The following is a 23,469-nucleotide window of genomic DNA, read 5'->3' as shown; positions in this document are numbered from 1 at the left end:
ACTCGACTGGATACAGAATCAACAGCCTGCATTTAAGCAGACCTGTCAAAGAAACACCCGTCAAAAACAATAATGGCAAATTGCCTGTTGATAGCCAGAGTCTTCGGCAAGCACCGAGCAACCCGCAGACACCGCAGTGCGGCATCTAATCCAGCAGGTCCAATTGCAGGTACTGCGCCACGGCTCCAGCAGTCGCCGCCTTGAGCCTCGGCACCCGCCCCAGGCAAGGCGCAGGCAGGCGTTCGGCGAGAGTCGCGAGGTTCTCTTCCAGGCGCGAAGTCTTCGGCTCGATGATATTGGCGACCCAGCCGGCCAGTTGCAGCCCGTCCCGGTCGATGGCTTCGGCGGTCAGCAGGGCATGGCTGATGCACCCCAGGCGCACCCCCACCACCAGGATCACCGGCAAGAGCAATTCCCGCGCCAGATCCGACAGACTGGCCTGGTCCGCCAACGGCACCCGCCAGCCGCCAGCGCCTTCTATCAGGGTAAAGTCGGCCTGCTTGGCCAACACCCGTTGCATCGGTCCCAGCAAGGACTGCACGGTCAGCTTCACCCCGGCCTCGCGTGCGGCCAGATGTGGGGCAATCGCCGGTTCGAAGGCCATCGGATTGACCTCGGCATAGGTCAGCGGCAGCGAACATTCGGCCAGCAACGCCAGGGCATCGGTGTTGCGCAGCCCCTCGGGCGTCACCTCGCAGCCGGACGCCACCGGTTTGCCCGCCGCGGTACTCAGGCCAGCCTGACGGGCCGCGTGCAGCAAGCCCGCGGCAATCGTGGTCTTGCCCACGTCGGTGTCGGTACCGGCAATGAAATAGGCAACACTCATAGCGGTTTCTCCAGAATCGCGTAGACCACCTGATAGGTCGCCGGCAAACCTTCGGCCTGGCGAAACTGTTCATAGGCCTGCATCAACCTGAGAATCCGCGCCCGTCCGGTCAAACCACCCGGACGGCCGGGATTGAGGTTATGCGCGCCCAGCGCCTTGAGCTCATGGGTCAGGCTGCGCACATCCGGGTAGTGCAACACCTGCGGTCGGCTTTCCAGGCTGACCACGCGCAAGCCGCTGTCCCGGCACAACTGCTGATAGTCGCTGAACAGCCGGAAGCGGTTGACGTGCACCAGACCATCCACCGCCCGCCAACTTTCCCGCAGTTCGTGCAGGGTGCCGACACACAGGCTGGCAAAGGCCATCACGCCGCCCGGCCGCAGTACGCGGTGGGCCTCGCCGAGTACTGCGGCGAAATCGGCACACCATTGTACCGCCAGACTGGAGAACACCAGGTCGCAGCTACCGGCCTGCAATGGCAGGCGCTCAGCGTCCCCGGCAACAAAGTGCCGGGCACCGCCGAGCGGGCGGGCGTGTTCCAGCATGCCTTGAGCGATATCCAGCGCCACGCCTTCGCCCTGCTCGAAGCGAACGCCCAGGGCCCGACTGAAGTAGCCGGTGCCACAACCCATGTCGAGCCATCGGGACGGACTCAACTCGGTGGGCAGGCGTCCGAGCAATTCATGACCGACATCGCGCTGCAACTGGGCGACGCTGTCATAGCTGGCCGCCGCACGGGAAAACGAGGCAGCAACCTGACGCTTGTCGGGCAGGCCGCCCGGCAAGGCAGGGTGGGAAAGATCAGTCATCACCGGACTCATGCAAAAAGGCCTGGATAGCCCCGGCCACTCCATGGGGGTCGTCCAGCAGAAAAGCGTGGCCGGCCTGTTCGATCAGGCCGACTTCGATATCCGGCAGCAACGCCAGTAAATTACTGGCGGCCTCGGCCGGCACCAGGCCATCCTGGCCGGCGAACAAGTGCAGTTGCGGACCGCGATAGGCTTGCAGGGCCTGGCGGGTATCCAGTTGCGCCAGCACCTCCAACCCGCTCAACAGGGTCGCCGGTGCCGTGTGCGGCGCACCAGCCAGAAGCAGTCGAGCCTGCCCGCGCGGGTCAGCCGCCCCTTGGGCACAGAGCAGGCTGAAGCGCTTGAGGGTCATTTGCGGATCGGCGCGACAGCCGGCCAGGAACAGGTCGAAGGTATCGTTCGCCATTGCCCCGGACCAGCCATCACTGACCACGAAACAGGGGTTGCTCGCCAGCGTCAGCAGGCCGCAGCAACGCTCGCCGCGCCGCGCCGCCAGCGCCGAGGCGAGCATGCCGCCGAGGGACCAGCCACCCAGCCAGGCATTGTCCGGCAGGGTCGCATCCAGTTCGTCGAGCCACTCGTCGGGGTCACCGGAAGCCAGTTCCGGCAAGGGCTCGATTTCCACCCGCAGGTGCTCATCCAGCCCGCGCAAGGCGGCGGCCAGGGGCTCCAGCGGCGAGATGCCGAGGCCCCAACCGGGCAACAGAATCAGACGATCACGCATGGTTTGGCTCCAACGGCGCAAAGGGACCCAACACGCTGAAACACGCGGCCAGCCCCTCTAACAATAGCTGCACCTGCGCCTCGCTGTGGGCCGCGGACAGGGTCACCCGCAGCCGGGCACTGCCCGCCGGGACGGTCGGCGGACGAATCGCCGTCACCATCAGCCCGCGCTCACGCAACAGCTGCGAAAAGCGCAGCGCCCGGCCGCTGTCGCCGATCAGGATCGGCTGGATCGGGGTGAAGCTGTCCATCAAGGTCAGGCCGATTTGCTCCGCGCCCTGGCGGAACTGGCGAATCAGCCCATTCAGGTGCTCGCGCCGCCAGTGTTCGCTGCGTAACAGTTCCAGACTCTTCAACGTCGCACAGGCCAGGGCCGGCGGTTGGCTGGTGGTGTAGATGTAGGGCCGAGCGAACTGGATCAGGCTTTCGATCAACTCCTCACTGCCGGCGACAAAAGCACCCGCCGTGCCGAAGGCCTTGCCCAGGGTGCCGACCAGCACCGGCACGTCCTCCTGGCTCAGGCCGAAATGCTCGACAATGCCGCCACCGTTGGCCCCCAGCGGGCCGAAACCGTGGGCGTCATCGACCATCAGCCAAGCGCCTTTGGCCCGGGTTTCACGGGCCAGGGCTGGCAAGTCGGCGAGATCGCCGTCCATGCTGAAGACCCCGTCGGTAACCACCAGGGTATTGCCGGTGGCTTTTTCCAGGCGCTTGGCGAGGCTGGCGGCGTCGTTGTGCAGGTAACGATTGAAGCGCGCCCCCGAGAGCAACCCGGCATCCAGCAGCGACGCATGGTTGAGACGGTCCTCCAGCACCGTGTCGCCCTGCCCCACCAAGGCCGTGACCGCACCGAGGTTGGCCATATAGCCGGTGGTGAACAACAGCGCACGTGGCCGGCCGGTAAGATCGGCCAGGGCCTCTTCCAGGGCTTGGTGCGGTCCACTGTGGCCGATCACCAGGTGCGAGGCACCGCCGCCGACACCCCAGCGCGCCGCGCCGGCCTGCCAGGCTTCGATGACCTGCGGATGATTGGCCAGGCCCAGGTAGTCGTTGTTACAGAAGGCCAGCAAGGGCTGGCCATCGACCACCACCTGCGGGCCCTGCGGACTCTCCAGCAGCGGGCGCCGGCGATAGAGGTTTTCGGCCTGTCGGGCGGACAGCCGGGCACAGAGATCGAAGGACATTGGAGCCTCGCAAAGGCGATCCGAGGAACACCGCCCGAACCTGTGGGAACAGGATTTATCCGCGAAGCTTTTGGCGATCTTGAGGACGCCTTCGCGGATGAACCCCGCTCCCACAAAGCCGAGCGGTGTCCTGGGTGAAAACGGTGTGGATCAAACAGCGGCGTTGTAGAACTGCTCGCTGCTCTTTTGCTCCACCAGCGCCTGCTCGATGGCCGCCTGGTGCACTTCGTCAGCGTGCTCTTCGCGGGCTTCCGGCAGGATGCCCAGACGCGCGAACAACTGCATGTCCTTGTCGGCCTGCGGGTTGGCGGTGGTCAGCAATTTATCGCCGTAGAAGATCGAGTTGGCACCGGCGAAAAACGCCAGGGCCTGCATCTGATCGTTCATCGCCTCACGGCCCGCCGACAGGCGGACGTGGGATTGCGGCATCAGGATCCGCGCCACCGCGAGCATGCGGATGAAATCGAACGGATCGACGTCATCGGCATTTTCCAGCGGCGTGCCGGCGACCTTCACCAGCATGTTGATCGGCACCGACTCCGGGTGTTCCGGCAGGTTCGCCAGCTGGATCAGCAACCCGGCGCGGTCGTCGAGGGACTCGCCCATGCCGAGGATCCCGCCGGAGCAGATCTTCATCCCGGCATCGCGGACATAGGCCAGGGTCTGCAGGCGCTCGCCGTAGGTGCGGGTGGTGATGATGCTGCCGTAGAACTCCGGCGAGGTGTCGAGGTTGTGGTTGTAGTAGTCCAGGCCGGCATCGGCCAGGGCGGCGGTCTGGTCCTGGTCGAGCTTACCCAGGGTCATGCAGGTTTCCAGGCCCATGGCCTTCACCCCTTTGACCATCTCCAGCACGTAAGGCATGTCCTTGGCCGACGGATGTTTCCACGCCGCGCCCATGCAGAAGCGGGTCGAACCGATGGCCTTGGCCCGCGCGGCCTCCTCCAGCACCTTCTGCACTTCCATCAGTTTTTCTTTTTCCAGCCCGGTGTTGTAGTGACCGGACTGCGGGCAATACTTGCAGTCTTCCGGGCAGGCGCCGGTCTTGATCGACAGCAGGGTCGACACTTGCACACGGTTGGCGTCGAAGTGCGCGCGGTGCACGGTCTGGGCCTGGAACAGCAGGTCGTTGAACGGCTGGACGAACAGAGCCTTGACCTCGGCCAAAGACCAATCGTGACGCAAAGTGGCGGTGATGCTGGCGCTCATCGGCGGAGTTCCTTGTTTTATGCTGGGCAAGCGGCTGGGGCAAAGGAATACCCACAGACGCGACACGGATGCTCGGCATATTTAAGGAAGACTCATGCGCTGTCAACCACGATACGCAGGACCGGTTTACATCTGGTTAAAAAACAAACAAACCTGTTTGTTATGCGATGAAGCCACCGACACCCCTCACCCGATCTGTACGCCCTGCGAGAGCGAGCTGCCCTGGTTGATGGCGGCCTGCCAGGTCTGTGCCCTGCCGTTGCCAGCGATGGGGCTGACCTGCGGGCAGTGCTTCAAGCAGCCGCCGACCTTCGAGCAGGTGATTGCGCCCTGGACCTATCGCTTCCCGCTGGACAGCCTGATCACCCGTTTCAAGCACCAGAGCCAATGGCCGCTGGGGCGACTGCTGGGTGAATTGCTGGCCCAGGCGTTGCGTGAACGCTTTGACGATGGCTTGCCGCGACCAGACCTGTTGCTGCCGGTGCCCATGGCGACCCGGCGTCTGCGTCAACGGGGTTATAACCAGGCGGCGATGCTGGCGAACTGGTTGAGCCAGAACCTGGAAATCTCCGCAGATGAACACCGTTTGCAGCGTGTTCAGGACACCATCGCGCAACAGGAACTGGACGCCAGGGCCCGCCGACGCAACCTGCTGAATGCCTTTGCCCTGGCGCCTGGCTCGGAGGTCGAAGGTCTGCACCTGGCGCTGGTAGACGATGTACTGACCACTGGTGCCACCGCCGAAAGCCTGGCCCGCTTGCTGATGAAGGCGGGGGCACGCCGGGTCGATGTCTATTGCCTGGCGCGGACACCGAGCCCGGAAAATCGCTAGCCGTCTCAAAGACACCACGGAACCTGTAGAGCCTGGCTTGCCAGCGAATAGGCCCTTGAGCCTTGCGGCGATCTTGCGAACGCCATCGCCAGCAAGCTGGCTCCTACAGAAATCGCGTTCGGCTTGAGTTAACAAGTCTCGGCGGCTTGACGTCGAAAGCACCGAGAGGCACCTTGCCCAATACCCCCGCCGCCCGAAGTCCGCGCCATGTCCCTGCCCGTCCTGCTGACCCAACACATCGTCCGCCGCCCGCAGCGCATCGCCCTGCTGCAACATATCGCCGAACAGGGCTCGATCACCCGCGCCGCGAAAAGTGCCGGCCTGAGCTACAAGGCCGCCTGGGATGCCATCGACGAGTTGAACAACCTGGCGCAAAAGCCCCTGGTGGAACGCAGCGTCGGTGGCAAGGGCGGCGGTGGCGCCAAGCTGTCGACTGAAGGCGAACGGGTGCTGCGTCTTTATCAACGCCTGCAAACCATCCAGGCCCAGGTCCTCGAAGCCGCCGAAGACAGCGGCGACCTCGACCTGCTCGGCCGCCTGATGCTGCGCACCAGCGCCCGCAACCAACTTCACGGCACGGTGCAGGACATCACCCGCCACGGCCGCAACGACCTGGTGCGCCTAGCTTTGGCCGGTGGGCTCACGCTCCAGGCGCAGATCACCCACGACAGCACCCTGCGCCTGGAGCTGGAGAGCGGTACCGAAGTGGTCGCCCTGATCAAGGCCGGGTGGCTGGAATTAAGTGCCATCGGCGCTACCGAAAAATCCGGACACAATTCTCTGAGCGGTCAAATCGAGGCCATTTCCGAGGACGAAGACGGCCCTTCGGAGGTCAGGATCGCGCTGCCGAACGGACAAACTCTCTGTGCACTGGCACCACCGGAGCAAATAAAAAATCTCGGCCTGGGGGTCGGAAGCCCGGTGCAGACGGTGTTTGCGCCGTCCCTGGTGATTCTGGGCACACCGTTATGACGCCATCGCCAGCAAGCCGTCTCCTACAGAAGAGCGCATACCCCCTGTAGGAGCCAGCTTGCTGGCGATCGATCGCGCAGCGATCCCCCCGCTTTTCCTGCAACAAATCCGTCACAACGCCTTACTAAGGTGAGCCCCTGACCCGCAGGGAGCCTGATCATGAACCTCTTAGAAGAAAACCAACCCACCGACCTGGAACAGATGGTCGGCCTCAGCCGTCGTGGCTTTATCAGTGCCGGCGCCTTGTGCGGCGCGGCGATGTTCCTCGGCGGCAACCTGCTGACTCGCAGCGTGATGGCTGCCAGCGTCAGCGCCGCTTCCGGCCAACTGCTGGGTTTCGACAGCATCGCCGCCGCCACCAGTGACACCCTGACCTTGCCGCCCGGCTATACCTCTTCGGTGCTGATCAGTTGGGGCCAACCGCTGACCAAGAACGGCCCGGCCTTCGACCCTAGCGGCAACGGCACCGCCCAGGCCCAGGAAGTGCAGTTCGGCGACAACAACGACGGCATGAGCCTGTTCCCCTTCCCCGGCGACGACAACCGCGCGCTGATGGCGATCAACAACGAATACACCAACTACCGCTACCTCTACCCCCACGGCGGCCAGCCGCAATCCCTCGAAGATGTGCGCAAGGCCCAGGCCAGCGAAGGCGTGTCGGTGATCGAAATACAGCGCAAGGACGATCAATGGCACTTCGTCCAGGGTTCGCCCTACAACCGACGGATCCACGGCAATACACCGATCCGCTTCGGTGGTCCGGCAGCCGGCCATCCCTGGCTGCAGACCAAAGCCGACAAGCGGGGCCGCAAAGTCCTCGGCACTTTCCAGAACTGCGCCAATGGCAAGACACCCTGGGGCACCTACCTGACCTGCGAAGAGAACTTCACCGACTGTTTCGGCAGCGGCAATACCGAACAGAAATTCGATGCCGCGCAAAAGCGCTATGGCGTCGTCGCCACCAGCAAAGAGATCAACTGGCACGCCCACGATTCGCGCTTCGACATGGCCCTGAATCCCAACGAGCTGAACCGTCACGGTTGGGTGGTGGAAATCGACCCGTTCGATCCGCAGTCGACACCGGTGAAACGCACCGCCCTGGGCCGTTTCAAGCACGAAAACGCGGCGCTGGCCGAAACCCGCGACGGCCGTGCCGTGGTCTATATGGGCGACGATGAACGTGGCGAGTTTATCTACAAGTTCATCAGTCGCGACCCGATCAACCACAAGCACCCCAAGGCCAACCGCGACCTGCTGGATCACGGCACCTTGTATGTCGCGCGATTCGACAACGGCGACGGCAACCCGGACCGACCGAAGGGCGCTGGCGAATGGGTAGAACTGAGCTTCGGCAAGAACGGCATCGACGCCGGCAGCGGTTTCGCCAGCCAGGCCGAAGTGCTGATCCATGCTCGTCTGGCCGCCAGCGTGGTCAAGGCCACGCGCATGGACCGTCCGGAGTGGATCGTCGTCAGTCCCATTGACGGCCAGGTCTATTGCACCCTGACCAACAACGCCAAGCGTGGTGAAGAGGGTCAGCCGGTGGGCGGGCCGAACCCGCGGGAGAAGAATCTCTACGGGCAGATCCTGCGCTGGCAGGCCGCGGGCAATGATCATGGCGCCAACACCTTTGGCTGGGACCTGTTCGTGGTCGCGGGCAACCCTGCCGCACACCCCGGCACGGCCAAGGCCGGCTCATCCAATATCACTCCGCAGAATATGTTCAACAGCCCCGACGGCCTGGGCTTTGACCAGGCCGGCCGCCTGTGGATCCTCAGCGATGGCGACTACAGCAACGCCGGGGATTTTGCCGGCATGGGCAACAACCAGATGCTCTGCGCCGATCCGGCCAGCGGCGAGATCCGCCGCTTCATGGTCGGCCCGGTGGGCTGCGAAGTGACCGGCATCAGCTTCTCCCCGGACCAGAAGACCTTGTTCGTCGGCATCCAGCATCCCGGTGAGGCCGGTAACTCGACCTTCCCCGAACATTTGCCGAACGGCAAGCCACGCTCCTCGGTGATGGCGATCCGGCGGGACGATGGCGGGATCATCGGCGCCTGACGATCCCTCTTCGCGGGCAAGCTCCGCTCCCACAAGGTTTCTGTCGTATGCGGTATCCAGGCTTGACTCAAATACTGTGGGAGCGGAGCTTGTCGGATCGCCGCACCGCCGCGAAGAGGCCAGAACAGCCGACACCTTTCTACGCCCCGGTGCGCTAACATGCTTGGCCGGACGCGGCCGCCTGCCGCCCGCAGGAGTCAACATGTCCCACCCGTTTGAAACACTCACCCCCGACCTGGTGCTCGACGCCGTGGAAAGCATCGGCTTTCTCAGTGACGCCCGGGTCATGGCGCTCAACAGCTACGAAAACCGTGTCTATCAGGTGGGCATCGAAGACAGCGAACCGCTGATCGCCAAGTTCTACCGCCCCCAGCGCTGGACCAACGAGGCCATTCTCGAGGAACACAGCTTCACCTTTGAGCTGGCCGACTGCGACGTGCCGGTCGTCGCGCCGATGATCCACAACGGCGCAAGCCTGTTCGAACACGCCGATTTTCGCTTCACTCTGTTCCCCCGGCGTGGCGGCCGGGCACCGGAGCCGGGCAATCTCGACCAACTCTATCGCCTTGGGCAACTGCTCGGCCGCCTGCACGCCGTGGGCGCCACCCGTCCGTTCGAACACCGCGAAGCGCTGGGCGTGAAGAACTTCGGCGACGACTCGCTGACCACCCTGCTGGAAGGCAACTTCATTCCCCGCAGCCTGCTGCCGGCCTATGAGTCCGTGGCCCGCGACCTGCTCAAGCGGGTCAAACAGGTCTACGCCGAGACCCCGCACCAGAACATCCGCATTCACGGCGATTGCCACCCCGGCAACATGATGTGCCGCGACGAGATGTTCCACATCGTCGACCTCGACGACTGCCGCATGGGCCCTGCAGTGCAGGACCTGTGGATGATGCTCGCCGGCGATCGCCAGGAATGCCTCGGCCAACTGTCGGAACTGATGGATGGCTACCGAGAGTTCCACGACTTCGATCCCCGCGAACTGGCGCTGATCGAACCCCTGCGCGCCCTGCGCCTGATGCACTACAGCGCCTGGCTGGCCCGCCGTTGGGACGACCCGGCGTTTCCCCACAGCTTCCCGTGGTTCGGCAGCGAGCGTTACTGGGGCGACCAGGTCCTGGCCTTGCGCGAACAACTTTCAGCGCTGAATGAAGAACCGCTGAAATTATTCTGACGGTTGTGGCAGGATTTGCTGACAATGGCGCCTGAAAAGACGCCATCGCTGGCAAGCCAGCTCCTACATCCAATCGCCCTCCAGTCAAACCCGGAACCTGTAGGAGCTGGCTTGCCAGCGATAGGGCCATCAGCCCCACTACACCAACCAAGCCCCCCAATAACGACAATCAGTCAGCAGCCCAAGAAAGGACTCTGCATGCAAGCCGCCAACCCGCGTCGCGGGTACATCCTCGGCCTCAGCGCCTACATCATCTGGGGCCTGTTCCCGATCTACTTCAAAGCCATCGCCGCGGTACCGGCCGTCGAGATCATCATCCACCGCGTGCTCTGGTCCGCCCTGTTCGGCTCCCTGCTGCTGCTGGTCTGGAAACACCCGGGCTGGTGGCGCGAACTGCGCGACAACCCGCGCCGCCTGGCGATCCTGGCCCTGAGTGGGACCCTGATCGCCGCCAACTGGCTGACCTACGTCTGGTCGGTCAACAACGGGCGCATGCTCGAAGCCAGTCTGGGTTACTACATCAATCCGTTGGTCAACGTACTGCTCGGCATGCTGCTGTTGGGCGAACGCCTTCGCCGCCTGCAATGGATCGCCGTCGGCCTCGCCGCCGTGGGTGTGGCGCAGCAGGTCTGGCAAGTTGGCAGCCTGCCCTGGATCTCGCTGGTGCTGGCGCTGACCTTCGGTTTCTACGGGCTGATCCGCAAACAGGCACCGGTCAAGGCCCTGCCGGGGTTGGTGGTGGAGACCTGGATGCTGGTGCCCATCGCCCTCGGCTGGCTGTTGCTGAATCCGCTCGCCACCAGCGCCCAGGCCGAATTCTGGAGCACCTCGCAAGCCTGGTGGTTGATCGCCGCTGGCCCGGTCACGCTGATCCCGCTGGTGAGCTTCAACGCCGCGGCGCGTCATCTGCCCTACACCACCCTGGGTTTCCTGCAATACATCGCGCCAACCCTGGTGCTGCTGCTGGCCGTGCTGCTGTACGACGAACACCTGACCGCCAGCAACCTGATGGCCTTCGTGTTTATCTGGACAGGACTGGCGGTGTACAGCGTCGATGCCTGGCTCAGCCTGCGCAAGCGCAGCTGATCAAAAAACACACAAAAGCCTGCAAGCTTTGTTCTACCTGGGCTGCAGGCTTCTACCCCAAGGTTATCCACAAGCCGGTCCACGGCGTTTGTGCACAAGCCCTTGAAACTGCTCGTTTTTTGCTCAGTGCCTGGAAAGCCCCGGCCGGCCTGGCCGAGGGCCGGATCTCCCCAGGTTATCCACAGGCCCGTCCCCGTTAAAACTGGATAACCCGCCTCAGTCTTCGTCGCTGCGCAACATCAACTCCACCATCAGTTCATCGGCCAGGGTTTCCAGGCACGACTGCAAGGCTTCCAGCGGCAGGTCCAGGGGCACCGCCAGGATCGCCTCGGCATGAAACAGCGGATCGCCGCTCATCGGCGCGGGGCTTACATCGGTCACCAGTTGTTCCAGATTGATGCCCTGTTCAGTCAGCAGGCGGGTGATATCCCGCACGATGCCCGGGCGATCATTGCCCACCAATTCCATCGCGATGGGTTTCCACTGGCCAGGCGTTTCGCCGCCGCCGGGAATCACCTGGACCTGAATCCCTTGGCTGCCAAGCGCCTGGAGCGCCTTGATCAGCGCGTCATGGCTCTGGGCCGGCGCCTCGACCCGAACAATCCCGACAAACTGCCCGGCCAAGCCCGACATCCGGCTTTCAAGCCAGTTGCCGCCATGCTCGGCGATGCACAGGGCAATCTGTTCGACCTGGCCGGCCTTGTCGGGTGCGAATACAGTCAGTACGAGATGGTCCACGGGATAGCCCTCTGGTTGGTTGATCCAGTATAGGCACTGCCCCTGTCGGCCGCCGTACGCCGATTGCGATAAGGCCACCAAGAAAAATCGTGTACGATTTTTATATTTATCTGGAACAATTCATACATTTCTTGAGAACATCAACGCCCGCGGCATGACCAGGCAGAACCCACTGGTCGCGAAACGACGTATTTAGTCTAATTTTCACAACCGCAATGCATCATGTAGTATGCGCCAGCAAGCACTACATAACGCTGCAACGACATCTGCCCGAGTGCCTGCGAAAGCACGCAAAGCCCTGCCCGCTCGCGTTGGCGGGGTTCGCCCAGCCGCCTGCAAGGGCATGTTCTGGTACTGTGTCTAGAGAAGCACGCAAGGCTTTAAACAGAAGAGCTGAATAGCTGAGCAGAGTGAGGCAAGCAATGACTGAACACGTTCAAGTCGGTGGCCTTCAGGTCGCCAAAGTCCTGTTCGACTTCGTGAACCACGAAGCCATTCCCGGTACCGGTCTGACCGCCGAGCAGTTCTGGGCCGGCGCCGACAAGGTCATTCATGACCTGGCACCGAAGAACCAGGCCCTACTCGCCAAACGCGATGATTTCCAGGCCCGGATCGATGCCTGGCACCAGTCCCGGGCCGACCAGGCCCACGACGCCGTGGCTTACAAAGCCTTCCTGCAAGACATTGGTTATCTGCTGCCAGAAGCGCCGGACTTCCAAGCCACGACCCAGAATGTCGACGACGAAATTGCCCGCATGGCCGGCCCACAGCTGGTGGTGCCGGTGATGAACGCGCGTTTCGCCCTCAACGCCTCGAACGCCCGTTGGGGCTCGCTGTATGACGCGCTCTATGGCACCGATGCCATCAGCGAGGCGGACGGCGCGGAAAAAGGCAAAGGCTACAACAAGGTCCGTGGCGACAAGGTCATCGCCTTCGCCCGCGTCTTCCTCGACGAGGCCACGCCCCTGGCCGCCGGCTCCCATGTCGACTCCGTGGGCTACAAGATCGTCGACGGCAAACTCGTGGTCAGCCTCAAAGGCGGCAGCAACACCGGCCTGCGCAACGATGCCCAGTTGATCGGCTTCCAGGGCGATGCCGCGGCACCCAGCGCGATCCTGCTGAAAAACCACGGCCTGCACTTCGAAATCCAGATCGATGCCAACAGCCCCGTCGGCCAGACCGACGCCGCCGGCGTGAAGGACCTGCTGATGGAAGCGGCCCTGACCACCATCATGGACTGCGAAGACTCGGTCGCCGCCGTCGATGCCGATGACAAGGTGGTGATCTACCGCAACTGGCTCGGCCTGATGAAGGGTGACCTGGCGGAACAGGTCGCCAAGGGCGGCACCACCTTCACCCGGACCATGAACGCCGACCGCCGCTACACCGCCGTCGACGGCAGTGAATTGAGCCTGCACGGTCGCTCGCTGCTGTTCGTGCGCAACGTCGGTCACCTGATGACCATCGACGCGATCCTCGACAGCCACGGCAACGAAGTGCCTGAAGGGATTCTCGACGGCCTGCTCACCAGCCTCGCGGCGATCCATAGCCTCAACGGCAACAGCGTGCGCAAGAATAGCCGCACCGGCTCGGTCTATATCGTCAAGCCGAAGATGCACGGTCCGGAAGAAGCGGCGTTCACCAACGAGCTGTTCGGCCGCATCGAAGACGTCCTGAACCTGCCGCGCAACACCCTGAAAGTCGGGATCATGGACGAAGAGCGGCGCACCACCGTCAACCTGAAAGCCTGCATCAAGGCCGCCAGCGAGCGCGTGGTGTTTATCAACACCGGCTTCCTCGACCGCACCGGCGACGAAATCCACACCTCCATGGAAGCCGGCGCCATGGTGCGCAAGGCGGCGATGAAGGCCGAGAAATGGATCGGCGCCTACGAGAACTGGAACGTCGATATCGGTTTGAGCACCGGCCTGCAAGGTCGCGCCCAGATTGGCAAAGGCATGTGGGCCATGCCCGACCTGATGGCAGCGATGCTCGAACAAAAGATCGCCCATCCACTGGCCGGCGCCAACACCGCCTGGGTACCGTCGCCCACGGCGGCCGCGTTGCACGCGCTGCATTACCACAAGGTCGACGTGTTCGCCCGCCAGGCCGAACTGGCCAAGCGCGCGCGGGCTTCGCTCGACGATATCCTGAGCATCCCGTTGGCGAGCAACACCGACTGGTCGGCCGAGGACATCCGCAACGAACTGGACAACAACGCCCAGGGTATCCTCGGCTACGTGGTGCGCTGGATCGACCAGGGTGTCGGTTGCTCGAAGGTGCCGGACATCCATGATGTCGGCCTGATGGAAGACCGCGCCACCCTGCGCATTTCCAGCCAGCACATCGCCAACTGGCTGCGCCATGGCGTGGTCACCCAGGACCAGGTCATGGAAAGCCTCAAGCGCATGGCCCCGGTGGTCGATCGGCAGAATGCCGGCGATGTGCTGTACCGCCCGCTGGCCCCGGACTTCGACAGCAACATCGCCTTCCAGGCGGCGGTCGAACTGGTGATCGAAGGGACTAAACAGCCCAACGGCTACACCGAGCCGGTGCTGCACCGTCGGCGTCGCGAGTTCAAGGCCCGTAACGGCCTGTAATCCCGCGCTGAAAACAAAAAGCCCTGATCGGTAACGATCAGGGCTTTTTCATTCCAGGCATCCTGCTGCGCCTACACCACCATCCCCAGCTCACGCTTGACCAGCCGCAGCAAATGCGTGGTATCGATGGGCTTGAGCAGAAAATCCACCACGCTCAAATGCATCGCATCAATCGCATCGCGCACATCGGCATTGCCGGACACGATGATGATCGGCAGCGCTGCCCGCTCCGAGCCGCGCACCTTGCGGATCAGATCCAGCCCATCATCGGCCATGCGCAAATCAGTGATCAGCAGACCGATGCCGCGGTTGGACTCCAGCAACGCAAAGGCGGCCGCGCCACTGGCGGCGGTCACACAGTGGATATCGTGCAGGGCCAGGATTTCCGACAGCAACTCCCGGGCATCCTGGTCGTCATCGACGATCAGGACCCGCTGATACGACAATTGCGGCGCCTGCATTACCTGCAAAATGGCCTCGCGCTCGGCATCGCTCAAAATATCGTGGTCGGACATACGGCTCTCTGGTATCCCTTAGCAATCCAATTCCCTAGCACAGTGCTCAGACATCGCTAAACGGATGCTCAATGTGCACTTCGTCGGAAAGTTTTCCAAGTCGATATTTGTTAAGAATCTGCTTATTCAACTGTAGGCCATTTCACAAACCTAGACTTACGTCCAATGGGCACCCGGGAAGCGGGGGCCGACCATGCTTGCAACAGCGAGTCTTCGCCCTTCTGACAACGGACAAAAAAAGCGGTAGCGCTCATGAGCAAAGCGGATGCATTCACCCAGGCCGGGAAGACCGCGGTGTTGCAAAACATCCACGGTACCTTGCAGTTCCTGCAACGATTCCCGCCCTTCAACCAGATGGAGAACGCCCATCTGGCCTATCTGGTCGAGCAGTGCCAGCTGCGTTTCTACGGCACCGGCGAGAGCATCATCAAGCCCACGGATGGGCCGGTGGAGCACTTTTATATCGTCAAGCAGGGCCGCGTGGTCGGTGAACGCCCGTACACCGCCAAGGACGGCAGCGAAACCGTGTTCGAAATCACCAGCGGCGAGTGTTTCCCCCTGGCGGCGCTGCTGGGCGAGCGGGCCACCCGCACCGCACACCTGGCCGGCGAAGACACCTTCTGCCTGCAATTGAACAAAGCCGCGTTTATCAAGCTGTTCTCGTCCTCCGAGGTCTTTCGCAACTTTGCCCTGCGCAGCGTCAGCAGCCTGCTCGATCTGGTCAACCAGCAGGTCCAGCGCCAAGCCGTGGAAACCCTCGGCACCCAATACTCGCTCAATAGCCGCCTGGGCGAACTGGCGATGCGCCACCCCGTGACCTGCAGTCCGGACACCCCGCTGCGCGAAGCGGTGAGCCTGATGCACGAGCAACAGGTCGGCAGCATCGTCGTGGTCGATGGGGCCAAGGCCCCGGTCGGCATCTTCACCCTGCGTGACCTGCGTCAGGTGGTGGCCGACGGTGTCCAGGACTTCAACCTGCCCATCGACCGGCACATGACCCAGGCGCCCTTTGCCCTGACCCCCGACCACAGTGCCTTCGACGCCGCGATTGCCATGACTGAACGGCACATCGCCCACGTTTGCCTGGTCAAGGAGCAGCGCCTGTGTGGCGTGGTCTCCGAACGCGACCTGTTTTCCCTGCAGCGGGTCGACCTGGTGCACCTGGCGCGCACCATCCGCAGCGCCCCGCGGCTGGACAGCCTGATCGCCATTCGCGGCGAGATCGGCCAGTTGGTGGAGCGCATGCTGGCCCACGGCGCCTCGTCGACCCAGATCACCCAGATTATCACCCTGCTCAACGATCACAGCGTCTGTCGGGTCATCGAACTGACCCTGGCCGACAAGGGCGACCCGGGCGTACCGTTCAGTTGGCTGAGCTTCGGCAGCGAAGGCCGCCGCGAACAGACGCTGTACACCGACCAGGACAACGGCATCCTCTTCGAGGCCCGCGACGCCGCCCAGGCCGCCGAGATTCGCGGCAAACTGCTGCCCCTGGCGCAGCAGATCAACCAGAGCCTGGCGCAGTGCGGCTTCAGCCTGTGCAAGGGCAATATCATGGCCGGCAACCCCGAGCTGTGCCTGTCGCGGGCCGAATGGGCGCGGCGCTTCGCCGCCTTTATTCGCGAGGCCACGCCGGAAAACCTGCTGGCATCGAGCATCTATTTCGACCTGCGGGTGGTCTGGGGCGAGGAACAGGGTTGCCAGCAACTGCGCCAGGGCATTCTCGCCCAGGTCGCCGACAACCGGCTGTTCCAGCGCATGATGGCGGACAATGCCTTGCGCCAACGCCCACCGGTAGGGCGTTTGCGCGAGTTCGTACTGAGCCGCAACGGTGGCGACAAGGCCACTCTCGATCTGAAAGTCCAGGGACTGACCCCGTTCGTCGACGGCGCCCGCCTGCTGGCGTTGGCCAATGGCATCGACGCCGGCAACACCCTCGAACGCTTGCGCCAGCTGGTGGCCAAGGAAGTCATCGAACGCCTCGATGGCGCGGCCTATGAAGAGGCCTATCACTTCATCCAGCAGACCCGTCTGCAACAGCATCAACTGCAAACCCGGCACAACCTGCCGTATTCCAACCGGGTTGACCCGGACAGCCTCAACCAGCTGGACCGGCGCATCCTGCGTGAAGCCCTGCGCCAGGCCCAACGCCTGCAAAGCAGCCTGGCCCTGCGGTATCAGCTATGAGGCTGTTTTCCTGGCTGAGGAGCAACGAGCCAACCCTCGATGCCGCGACACAGGCGCGACTCAGGCAACTGCCGGCCGCCGAGCCCCTGGGCGAGTGCTCGCTGCGGGAGCAGCGCTGGATTGTCGTCGACCTGGAAACCAGCGGCCTGAACCTGAACCGCGACCAGGTGCTGTCCATCGGCGCGGTGGTCATCGAAGACGGTGCCATCGACCTGGGGCAGTGCTTCGAACGAACCTTGCTGCGCCCCGGGCAGAGCGTCAATCCCAGCGTGCTGATCCATGGCCTCGGCCCGAGTGCCCTGGCCGCCGGCAGCGATCCGGCGCAGGCGTTGCTTGAATTCATGGAGTTCGTCGGCGATAGCCCGCTGCTGGCGTTCCATGCACCCTTCGACCAGCACATGCTGGCGCGCGCGCTGAAGGACAGCCTCGGTTACCGCCTGCAACATGCGTTTCTCGATGTCGCCGATATCGCGCGGTTGTTGTGCCCGCACGCGACCCTGCGCGAAGCCGGACTGGACGACTGGATCGACTATTTCAAGTTGCAGGTGCAAGAGCGCCATCACGCCAGTGCCGACGCCCTGGCCACCGCCGAACTGGCACTGATCCTGTTCAGTCGGGCACGGCAGCAACAGATCCACAGTCCGTTGAATCTGCAACAGCGTTTGGGCCAGTGGAAACGTCGTCGGCAGAGCCCCTCCTTCTAGTTGTAATTGCGCCTCTTCCTATGCTCTGACACAATCGCGAATAATTCTCGTTAGTTTAAACTTTTTATCGGTGATGTCCGTTGTCGTCAGTCCGAAGCCCCCATCATGCCCTTGTCGGCGCGTTGTATCGCGACCATCGCAGCTGGCTATTGGCTTGGCTGCGCCGCAACATTGCCTGCCCGCAGCGGGCCGAAGACCTGAGCCAGGACACCTTCGTCCGCCTGCTGGGTCGCGACGAACTGAACACCCCACGACAACCCCGGGCCTTCCTGGTGTCCATTGCCAAGGGCCTTCTGTTCGATCACTTCCGCCGCGCCGCGCTGGAACAGGCCTACCTCAGAGAACTGGTGCGGATCCCGGAAGGCGAACAACCGTCCCCGGAAGAACAACACCTGATCCTCGAAGACCTGCGAGCCATCGACCAGCTGCTCGGCAAGCTCTCAAGCAAAGCCCGCGGCGCGTTCCTCTACAGTCGCCTGGACGGCCTCGGTCATGCCGAGATCGCCGAAAAGCTCGGGGTTTCCGTGCCCCGGGTGCGCCAGTACCTGGCCCAGGGCATTCGCCAGTGCTATATCGCGCTGTACGGCGAGCCGACATGACCCCATTCAGCGCCAGGCCGGTGTCCACCCGCGTCCTCGATGCCGCGATTGCCTGGCAGTTGTGCCTGGACGCCGGTGGGCACAACACGGTGGAACAGGCCGAGTTCGAGAAATGGCATGCGGCCCATGAAGAACACGCCCGCGCCTGGTCGCAATTGGGCATACTCGACCAACGCTTCAGCGGCACCAGCGGCCCGGCACGCGGTGCCCTGTTGAAATCCCACGACAGCGTTCGACAGCGGCTGCGCAAACTCGGCAGTGGCCTGGCCAGTGTGATGCTGGCCTGCGGTCTGGCACTGTTCCTCGGCCACCGTTATCTGCCCATCGATTACTGGCTGGCCGACCAGCGCACCGCCACCGGTGAGCAACGCACCCTGCACCTGGTCGACGGCACGCTGATCCAGCTCAATACCCACAGTGCGCTGGATGTACGTTTCGATGAGAAGACTCGGCGCATTGTCCTGCGCGATGGCGAAATCCTGATCGAAACCGGGCATAACGATACCCGGCCGTTTATCGTCGAAACCGATGAAGGACGCATGCGCGCGCTGGGTACACGTTTCCTGGTCAAGCGCGAGGACGACGGCACGCTCTTGAGCGTCCTGCAATCGGCGGTGGCCGCTCATCCGCAGGCCGCTGCCGACGAACAGATCCTGCATGAAGGCCAGCAAGTGCTGATGCGCCGCGACGGCCTGGGTCCGCTGCAGGCCCTCACCCCCGGTGCCGATGCCTGGACCCGGGGCATGCTGGTGGTGGACAACGTCCGCCTGGCCGACATGCTCGAGGAATTGGGTCGCTACCGCCCTGGTCATCTGGGCGTCGACCCGAAAGTCGCCAACCTGCGGATCACTGGCAGTTTCCCGCTGCACGATACCAATCTGGCGCTAACCGCGTTGCTGCCGACCTTGCCGGTACAGATCGCACGGCATACCCAGTGGTGGGTGACGGTGCAGGCCAAGGCCGACACCAAGCCCTGATACGCCTTGGAATACGTCCCCACCTTGTAGGAGCCGGCTTGCTGGCGATGAGGCCCTTGAGTCCTGCGGTGTATTCGCGGACGCCATCGCCAGCAAGCCGGCGCCTACAAGGTCGGTGTTCGCCCCTGCCACCGATGTGAATCTAAATTATTTTCAATCAGCCCTATCACTTCCAGCGTTTCGTCCGGCCCATAGGCATTGAGAAATTTTTCCATTCAGGAACCCGCCCTATGTCCCGCTCGCTCGATACCTGGCTGCGCCCCAGTCTCCTCGCCGTCGCCATTGCCCTTGGCGCCCCACTGCTCAGCCCGACGCTGGTCGCGGCCGAACAGACTTCCAACGTGCATGCCTACAACCTGCCGGCCGGGCCGCTGGGTTCAACCCTGAGCCAGATCGCCAGCCAGGCGGGCCTGGCCCTCAGCCTCGACCCGGCGCTGGCCTCGGGCAAGACTTCGGCACCGGTCAAAGGCCAGTTCGATGCCATCACCGCCCTGCACACCGCTCTCGGCGGTACCGGTCTGCAATTGCTCCAGAGCAGCGCCGGGACCTACACCCTGATCGCGATCCCGAGCGGCGTCGTGGCCTTACCGGAAACCACTATCACTGGCCAGGGCATTGCTGAAAGCGCCTGGGGCCCGGTCGAAGGCTATACCGCCATGCGCACCGCCGCCGGCACCAAGACCGATACGCCGATCGTCGAAGTCCCACGCTCCCTGTCGGTGATCACCCGCCAGCAGATGGACGACCGCAGCGTGCTCAACCTCAACGACGCGCTGCGTTATGCCGCCGGCGTCACCAGCAGCGGTTATGGTTCCGACTCCCGGGCCGACTGGCTGCGGATTCGCGGCTTCGACCCGACGCAGTTCCTCGATGGCCTGCCCCTGCCCAAAGGCTCCTACGCCAACCCGAAAGTCGAGCCCTGGAACCTGGAGCGCATCACCGTACTGCGCGGCCCGGCGTCCTCGGTCTACGGCCAGACGCCTCCCGGTGGCATGCTCGACATGCTCAGCCGCCGCCCGCAGGCAGAAAGCACACACGAGATCGAACTGCAGGCCGGCAACAACGACCACAAGCAGATCAACTTCGACAGCAGCGGAAAAATCGATGACGAAGGCCGCTTTCTCTACCGTGTCAGCGGTGTCGTGCGCGACAGCGGCTCGGCCACCGAGCATATCCCGGACGAGCGCTACAACATTGCGCCGAGCCTGACCTGGAATATCGACGACGATACCCACCTGACCCTGATTTCCCAGTACACCCACGACAACACCGGCATCACCGGGCAGTTCCTGCCCCTGCAAGGAACAAAAATCGACTCGCCCTTTGGCCCGATCTCCCACAGCAAGGACCTGGGAGACCCGAACTGGGAGTTCTACCACCGCACCTATTACGCCCTCGGCTATGCCTTCGATCATCGCCTGAACGATATCTGGCAGTTCAAGCAGAACCTGCGCTACACCAAGAGCGAACTGCACTTCCAGGGCCTGACCGTGGCCAGCGGCGCCAACGCGGTCGACGCCGACGGCAACATCGGCCGCTCCGCCGGTATCGTCAACGAAGACATCGCCCAGATCGCCGTGGACAACAACTTCCAGGCCGACTTCCAGACCGCTGCTCTGACCCATACGCTGTTGCTAGGCCTGGATCACCAACGCTCCGACACCGACTACCGCTGGCAGTACGGTACGGCGCCGGGCACCAATGTCATCCGGCCCATCTACGGCCAGAATTTCTCCAATATCCAGTACTTCGACCTATACAACTACAACCAGAAGACCGACCAGACCGGCCTCTACGCCCAGGACCAGATCAGCCTCGACCAATGGCGCCTGACCCTCGGCGGACGGGAGGACTGGGTCCATACCGGCACCACCTTCAACAATAACAATGGTGTCACCAGCACCCAGCGCGACAGCGCCTTCAGCGGCAATGCCGGCCTGAGCTACGTCTTCGACAACGGCATTACGCCCTACATTTCCTATACCGAGTCCTTCCAGCCGGCCGCCGGTGCCAACGTCAGCGCCACCCGCTCGCTCAAGCCAACCCAGGGTCGCCAATACGAGACCGGGATCAAGTATCAGCCACCCGGCAGCAGGACCCTGCTGACCGCCGCCGTGTACGACCTGCGTCAGAAGAACGTCTCGATCACCGAGAACAGCATCACCAGCCAGATCGGAGAAATCAAGGCCCAGGGCCTGGAACTGGAAGCCACCGCCGACGTCACCGACAACCTGAAGCTGGTGAGCGCTTACAGCTACACCGAGACCAAAATCCTCAACGGTGACGACAAGGGCAACCGCGTACCGCAGATTCCTCGCAACCAGGCGACCTTGCGTGGCGACTACACCTGGCATGCCGGGGTACTGGACGGCTTTGGCGTCGGCGCGGGGGTTCGTTATGTGGGTGACACCTATGGCAATCAGAGCAACACCGCTCTGGGCCATGTCGGCGCCTACACCATCTATGACGCCTCGGTGCACTACGACCTCGGTCGCCTGGGCCAAAGCCTCAAGGGAGCTTCTCTGGCCGTGGACGCCAAGAACCTGTTCAACAAGGACTACCTCGCCACCTGCGACGGCTACTGGTGCTACTACGGCGACGAACGCAGCGTGGCCGCCAGCGTGAACTACAAGTGGTAACCGCACCCGCGCACGCCTTGATCACGCGGGCCACCTGAAACACCGCGGACCTGTAGGCGCCGGCGTGCTGGCGATGAGGCCCCTGAGCCTTGCAGCGCCCATTCGGACGCTATCGCCAGCAAGCCGGCTCCCACAGATTTTGCGGCGTTTCCCATGTCCCACTTGCTTAGCTGAACAACCTTGAGGCAAGCCCCTTTTCTATAGCGGCCCCCATCCAGACTGTGGCAAACCATGAAAAGCCAAACCATCCGTCGCTGGTCCTTTGTCCACACCTGGACCAGCCTGATCTGCAGCCTGTTCCTGCTGATGCTGGCACTGACCGGCCTGCCGTTGATCTTCCACCACGAAATCGACTACTTGCTGGGCGACGCCGCCGAGCTGCCCACCCTGCCCGTCGACACCCCGCGCCTGGACCTGCAGCAACTGGTCCGCGCCGCCGAGGCCCATCGCCCGGGCGAGGTCATGCAGTATTTCGGCTGGGACGAGGACGAGCCCAATGGCGTGACCACCATCATGGCGCAAACCGCTGGCACCGAACCCAACGCCTCCCACACCTTCATGCTCGACGCCCGCAGCGGCCAGGCCGTGGCACTGCCCTCGGCCAATGGCGGACTGATGATGGTCCTGCTGCGCCTGCACGTGGATATGTTCGCCGGGCTCCCCGGCAAACTGCTGTTGGCCTTCATGGGCGTACTGTTCGTACTGGCGATCGTCTCCGGCGTGGTGCTCTACCTGCCGTTCATGCGCCGGCGGAAGTTCGCCAGCGTGCGCCGGGATAAATCCACCCGCCTGCGCTGGCTCGACCGGCACAACCTGATCGGCATCGTGACCCTGACCTGGTGCCTGGTGGTGGGTATCACCGGGGTCATCAGCGCCTGTGCCGATCTGCTGATCGCCGCCTGGCGCACCGACACCCTCGGCGCCATGGTCGCGCCCTACCGCAACGCCCCGCCGCTGACCGAACTCGCCCCGGCCACGCACCTGCTGGAAATCGCCGCCGAAGCCGCCCCCGGCATGCGCCCGGACTTCACCGCCTTCCCCGGTACACGCTTTTCCAGCGCGCACCACTACGCGGTCTTTATGAAAGGCAGCACCCATCTCACCTCGCACCTGCTGACCCCGGTGCTGATCGACGCCAGTACCCTGCAAGTCACCGCCGTGGGCCAGCGCCCCTGGTACATGGATGCCATGGGCATGTCGCAACCGCTGCATTTCGGCGATTACGGCGGCCTGCCGATGAAGGTGCTCTGGGCCGTGCTGGATGGCTTGACCATCATCGTGCTCGGCAGCGGCGTGTACCTGTGGTGGGTGCGCCGGCGGAGCGCCCTGAAAACCGAGGGCGCCCGATGAAACCGCACTCATCGAATATCCGGAAGGTCTTCGGTATTCCCGCGCTGATCGCCCTGCTCAGCGCCGCCGGCCTGTTCGCCGCGCTGCTGGGCGATGGCGCCTGGGACGCGCTGAGCTGGCTGGGGCTGGGGATTCCGGCGGCCCTCTCCCTGCACGGGCTGCTGGGCCGTCGCCACGGATGACCGCTGGTGAGGCCTTCAAGACAAAGCGTCAGGTAATCTGAAACGAGGCGTGCCCGCGAAGCTTTCAGCGGTCTCGCGGGCCTCTTCGCGGCGGTGCGGCGA

At 63.4% G+C, this 23,469-nt stretch carries 20 protein-coding genes; 13 read left to right on the top strand and 7 right to left on the bottom strand.

What is annotated here, in order from left to right; genetic code table 11:
- Positions 1–145 precede the first annotated feature (145 nt).
- From bioD to bioB, 5 genes are all read right to left on the bottom strand, one after another.
- Positions 146–826 carry a dethiobiotin synthase gene (gene bioD / locus AC07T0_RS23100; protein WP_495003366.1) on the bottom strand — a complete coding sequence of 227 codons (681 nt, stop codon included), beginning with the start codon at positions 824–826 and terminating at the stop codon, positions 146–148.
- Positions 823–1,635, bottom strand: a complete 813-nt coding sequence (bioC, locus tag AC07T0_RS23095; RefSeq protein ID WP_495003365.1) for a malonyl-ACP O-methyltransferase BioC — start codon at positions 1,633–1,635, stop codon at positions 823–825. The genes bioD and bioC overlap by 4 nt, the downstream gene beginning before the upstream one ends.
- Positions 1,628–2,359, bottom strand: coding sequence for an alpha/beta fold hydrolase (locus AC07T0_RS23090; RefSeq protein WP_495003364.1), 732 nt, complete (start codon positions 2,357–2,359; stop codon positions 1,628–1,630). The genes bioC and AC07T0_RS23090 overlap by 8 nt, the downstream gene beginning before the upstream one ends.
- Positions 2,352–3,542 (bottom strand): 8-amino-7-oxononanoate synthase, encoded by a 1,191-nt coding sequence (gene bioF / locus AC07T0_RS23085; RefSeq protein WP_495003363.1) that lies wholly within the window; start codon positions 3,540–3,542, stop codon positions 2,352–2,354. The genes AC07T0_RS23090 and bioF overlap by 8 nt, the downstream gene beginning before the upstream one ends.
- Before the next feature lie 150 nt (positions 3,543–3,692).
- Positions 3,693–4,748, bottom strand: a complete 1,056-nt coding sequence (gene bioB, locus AC07T0_RS23080; protein ID WP_495003362.1) for a biotin synthase BioB — start codon at positions 4,746–4,748, stop codon at positions 3,693–3,695.
- Positions 4,749–4,842: 94 nt separating this feature from the next.
- On the opposite strand from bioB, the gene AC07T0_RS23075 reads away from it, so the two are divergent.
- The 5 genes from AC07T0_RS23075 (at position 4,843) to rarD (ending at position 10,876) form a co-directional block, all read left to right on the top strand.
- Positions 4,843–5,580: a double zinc ribbon domain-containing protein gene (locus AC07T0_RS23075; protein ID WP_495003361.1), complete on the top strand. Its 738-nt coding sequence runs from the start codon at positions 4,843–4,845 to the stop codon at positions 5,578–5,580.
- A gap of 207 nt (positions 5,581–5,787) precedes the next feature.
- Positions 5,788–6,552 (top strand): TOBE domain-containing protein, encoded by a 765-nt coding sequence (locus tag AC07T0_RS23070; protein WP_495003360.1) that lies wholly within the window; start codon positions 5,788–5,790, stop codon positions 6,550–6,552.
- A 159-nt stretch (positions 6,553–6,711) separates the two neighbouring features.
- Positions 6,712–8,613, top strand: a complete 1,902-nt coding sequence (locus AC07T0_RS23065; RefSeq protein WP_495003359.1) for a PhoX family protein — start codon at positions 6,712–6,714, stop codon at positions 8,611–8,613.
- Positions 8,614–8,815: 202 nt separating this feature from the next.
- Positions 8,816–9,790 carry a serine/threonine protein kinase gene (locus AC07T0_RS23060; protein WP_495003358.1) on the top strand — a complete coding sequence of 325 codons (975 nt, stop codon included), beginning with the start codon at positions 8,816–8,818 and terminating at the stop codon, positions 9,788–9,790.
- Positions 9,791–9,988: 198 nt separating this feature from the next.
- Positions 9,989–10,876, top strand: a complete 888-nt coding sequence (rarD, locus tag AC07T0_RS23055) for an EamA family transporter RarD (RefSeq protein WP_495003357.1) — start codon at positions 9,989–9,991, stop codon at positions 10,874–10,876.
- A gap of 216 nt (positions 10,877–11,092) precedes the next feature.
- Here rarD and AC07T0_RS23050 read toward each other — a convergent pair whose 3' ends face one another.
- Positions 11,093–11,614: a glycine cleavage system transcriptional repressor gene (locus tag AC07T0_RS23050; RefSeq protein WP_495003356.1), complete on the bottom strand. Its 522-nt coding sequence runs from the start codon at positions 11,612–11,614 to the stop codon at positions 11,093–11,095.
- A gap of 422 nt (positions 11,615–12,036) precedes the next feature.
- On the opposite strand from AC07T0_RS23050, the gene AC07T0_RS23045 reads away from it, so the two are divergent.
- Complete coding sequence (locus AC07T0_RS23045) at positions 12,037–14,214, top strand: malate synthase G (RefSeq protein ID WP_495003355.1); 2,178 nt, start codon at positions 12,037–12,039, stop codon at positions 14,212–14,214.
- Positions 14,215–14,285: 71 nt separating this feature from the next.
- On the opposite strand, the gene AC07T0_RS23040 is transcribed toward AC07T0_RS23045, so the two are convergent.
- The gene (locus AC07T0_RS23040; protein ID WP_495003354.1) at positions 14,286–14,729 is read right to left on the bottom strand and encodes a response regulator; all 444 of its coding nucleotides are present in this window, start codon (positions 14,727–14,729) and stop codon (positions 14,286–14,288) included.
- 252 nt (positions 14,730–14,981) lie between these two features.
- On the opposite strand from AC07T0_RS23040, the gene AC07T0_RS23035 reads away from it, so the two are divergent.
- The 7 genes from AC07T0_RS23035 (at position 14,982) to AC07T0_RS23005 (ending at position 23,367) form a co-directional block, all read left to right on the top strand.
- The gene (locus tag AC07T0_RS23035) at positions 14,982–16,916 is read left to right on the top strand and encodes a putative nucleotidyltransferase substrate binding domain-containing protein (RefSeq protein WP_495003353.1); all 1,935 of its coding nucleotides are present in this window, start codon (positions 14,982–14,984) and stop codon (positions 16,914–16,916) included.
- Positions 16,913–17,620, top strand: coding sequence for a 3'-5' exonuclease (locus AC07T0_RS23030; RefSeq protein WP_495003352.1), 708 nt, complete (start codon positions 16,913–16,915; stop codon positions 17,618–17,620). Before AC07T0_RS23035 ends, AC07T0_RS23030 begins: the two co-directional genes overlap by 4 nt.
- Before the next feature lie 80 nt (positions 17,621–17,700).
- Entirely contained in the window at positions 17,701–18,219 is a 519-nt protein-coding gene (locus tag AC07T0_RS23025) for an RNA polymerase sigma factor (RefSeq protein ID WP_495003351.1), read from the top strand.
- Entirely contained in the window at positions 18,216–19,196 is a 981-nt protein-coding gene (locus tag AC07T0_RS23020; protein WP_495003350.1) for a FecR family protein, read from the top strand. The genes AC07T0_RS23025 and AC07T0_RS23020 overlap by 4 nt, the downstream gene beginning before the upstream one ends.
- A 230-nt stretch (positions 19,197–19,426) precedes the next feature.
- Positions 19,427–21,835, top strand: coding sequence for a TonB-dependent siderophore receptor (locus AC07T0_RS23015; RefSeq protein WP_495003349.1), 2,409 nt, complete (start codon positions 19,427–19,429; stop codon positions 21,833–21,835).
- A gap of 231 nt (positions 21,836–22,066) precedes the next feature.
- Complete coding sequence (locus tag AC07T0_RS23010; protein WP_495003348.1) at positions 22,067–23,185, top strand: PepSY-associated TM helix domain-containing protein; 1,119 nt, start codon at positions 22,067–22,069, stop codon at positions 23,183–23,185.
- Positions 23,182–23,367, top strand: coding sequence for a hypothetical protein (locus AC07T0_RS23005; protein WP_495003347.1), 186 nt, complete (start codon positions 23,182–23,184; stop codon positions 23,365–23,367). The genes AC07T0_RS23010 and AC07T0_RS23005 overlap by 4 nt, the downstream gene beginning before the upstream one ends.
- The last annotated feature ends 102 nt before the right edge of the window (positions 23,368–23,469 follow it).

This window comes from Pseudomonas sp. GW821-FHT04D07 (assembly GCF_059420225.1).
The sequence above is the reverse complement of the archived record's forward strand: the minus strand, read 5'-3'. Positions and strand labels throughout refer to the sequence as shown.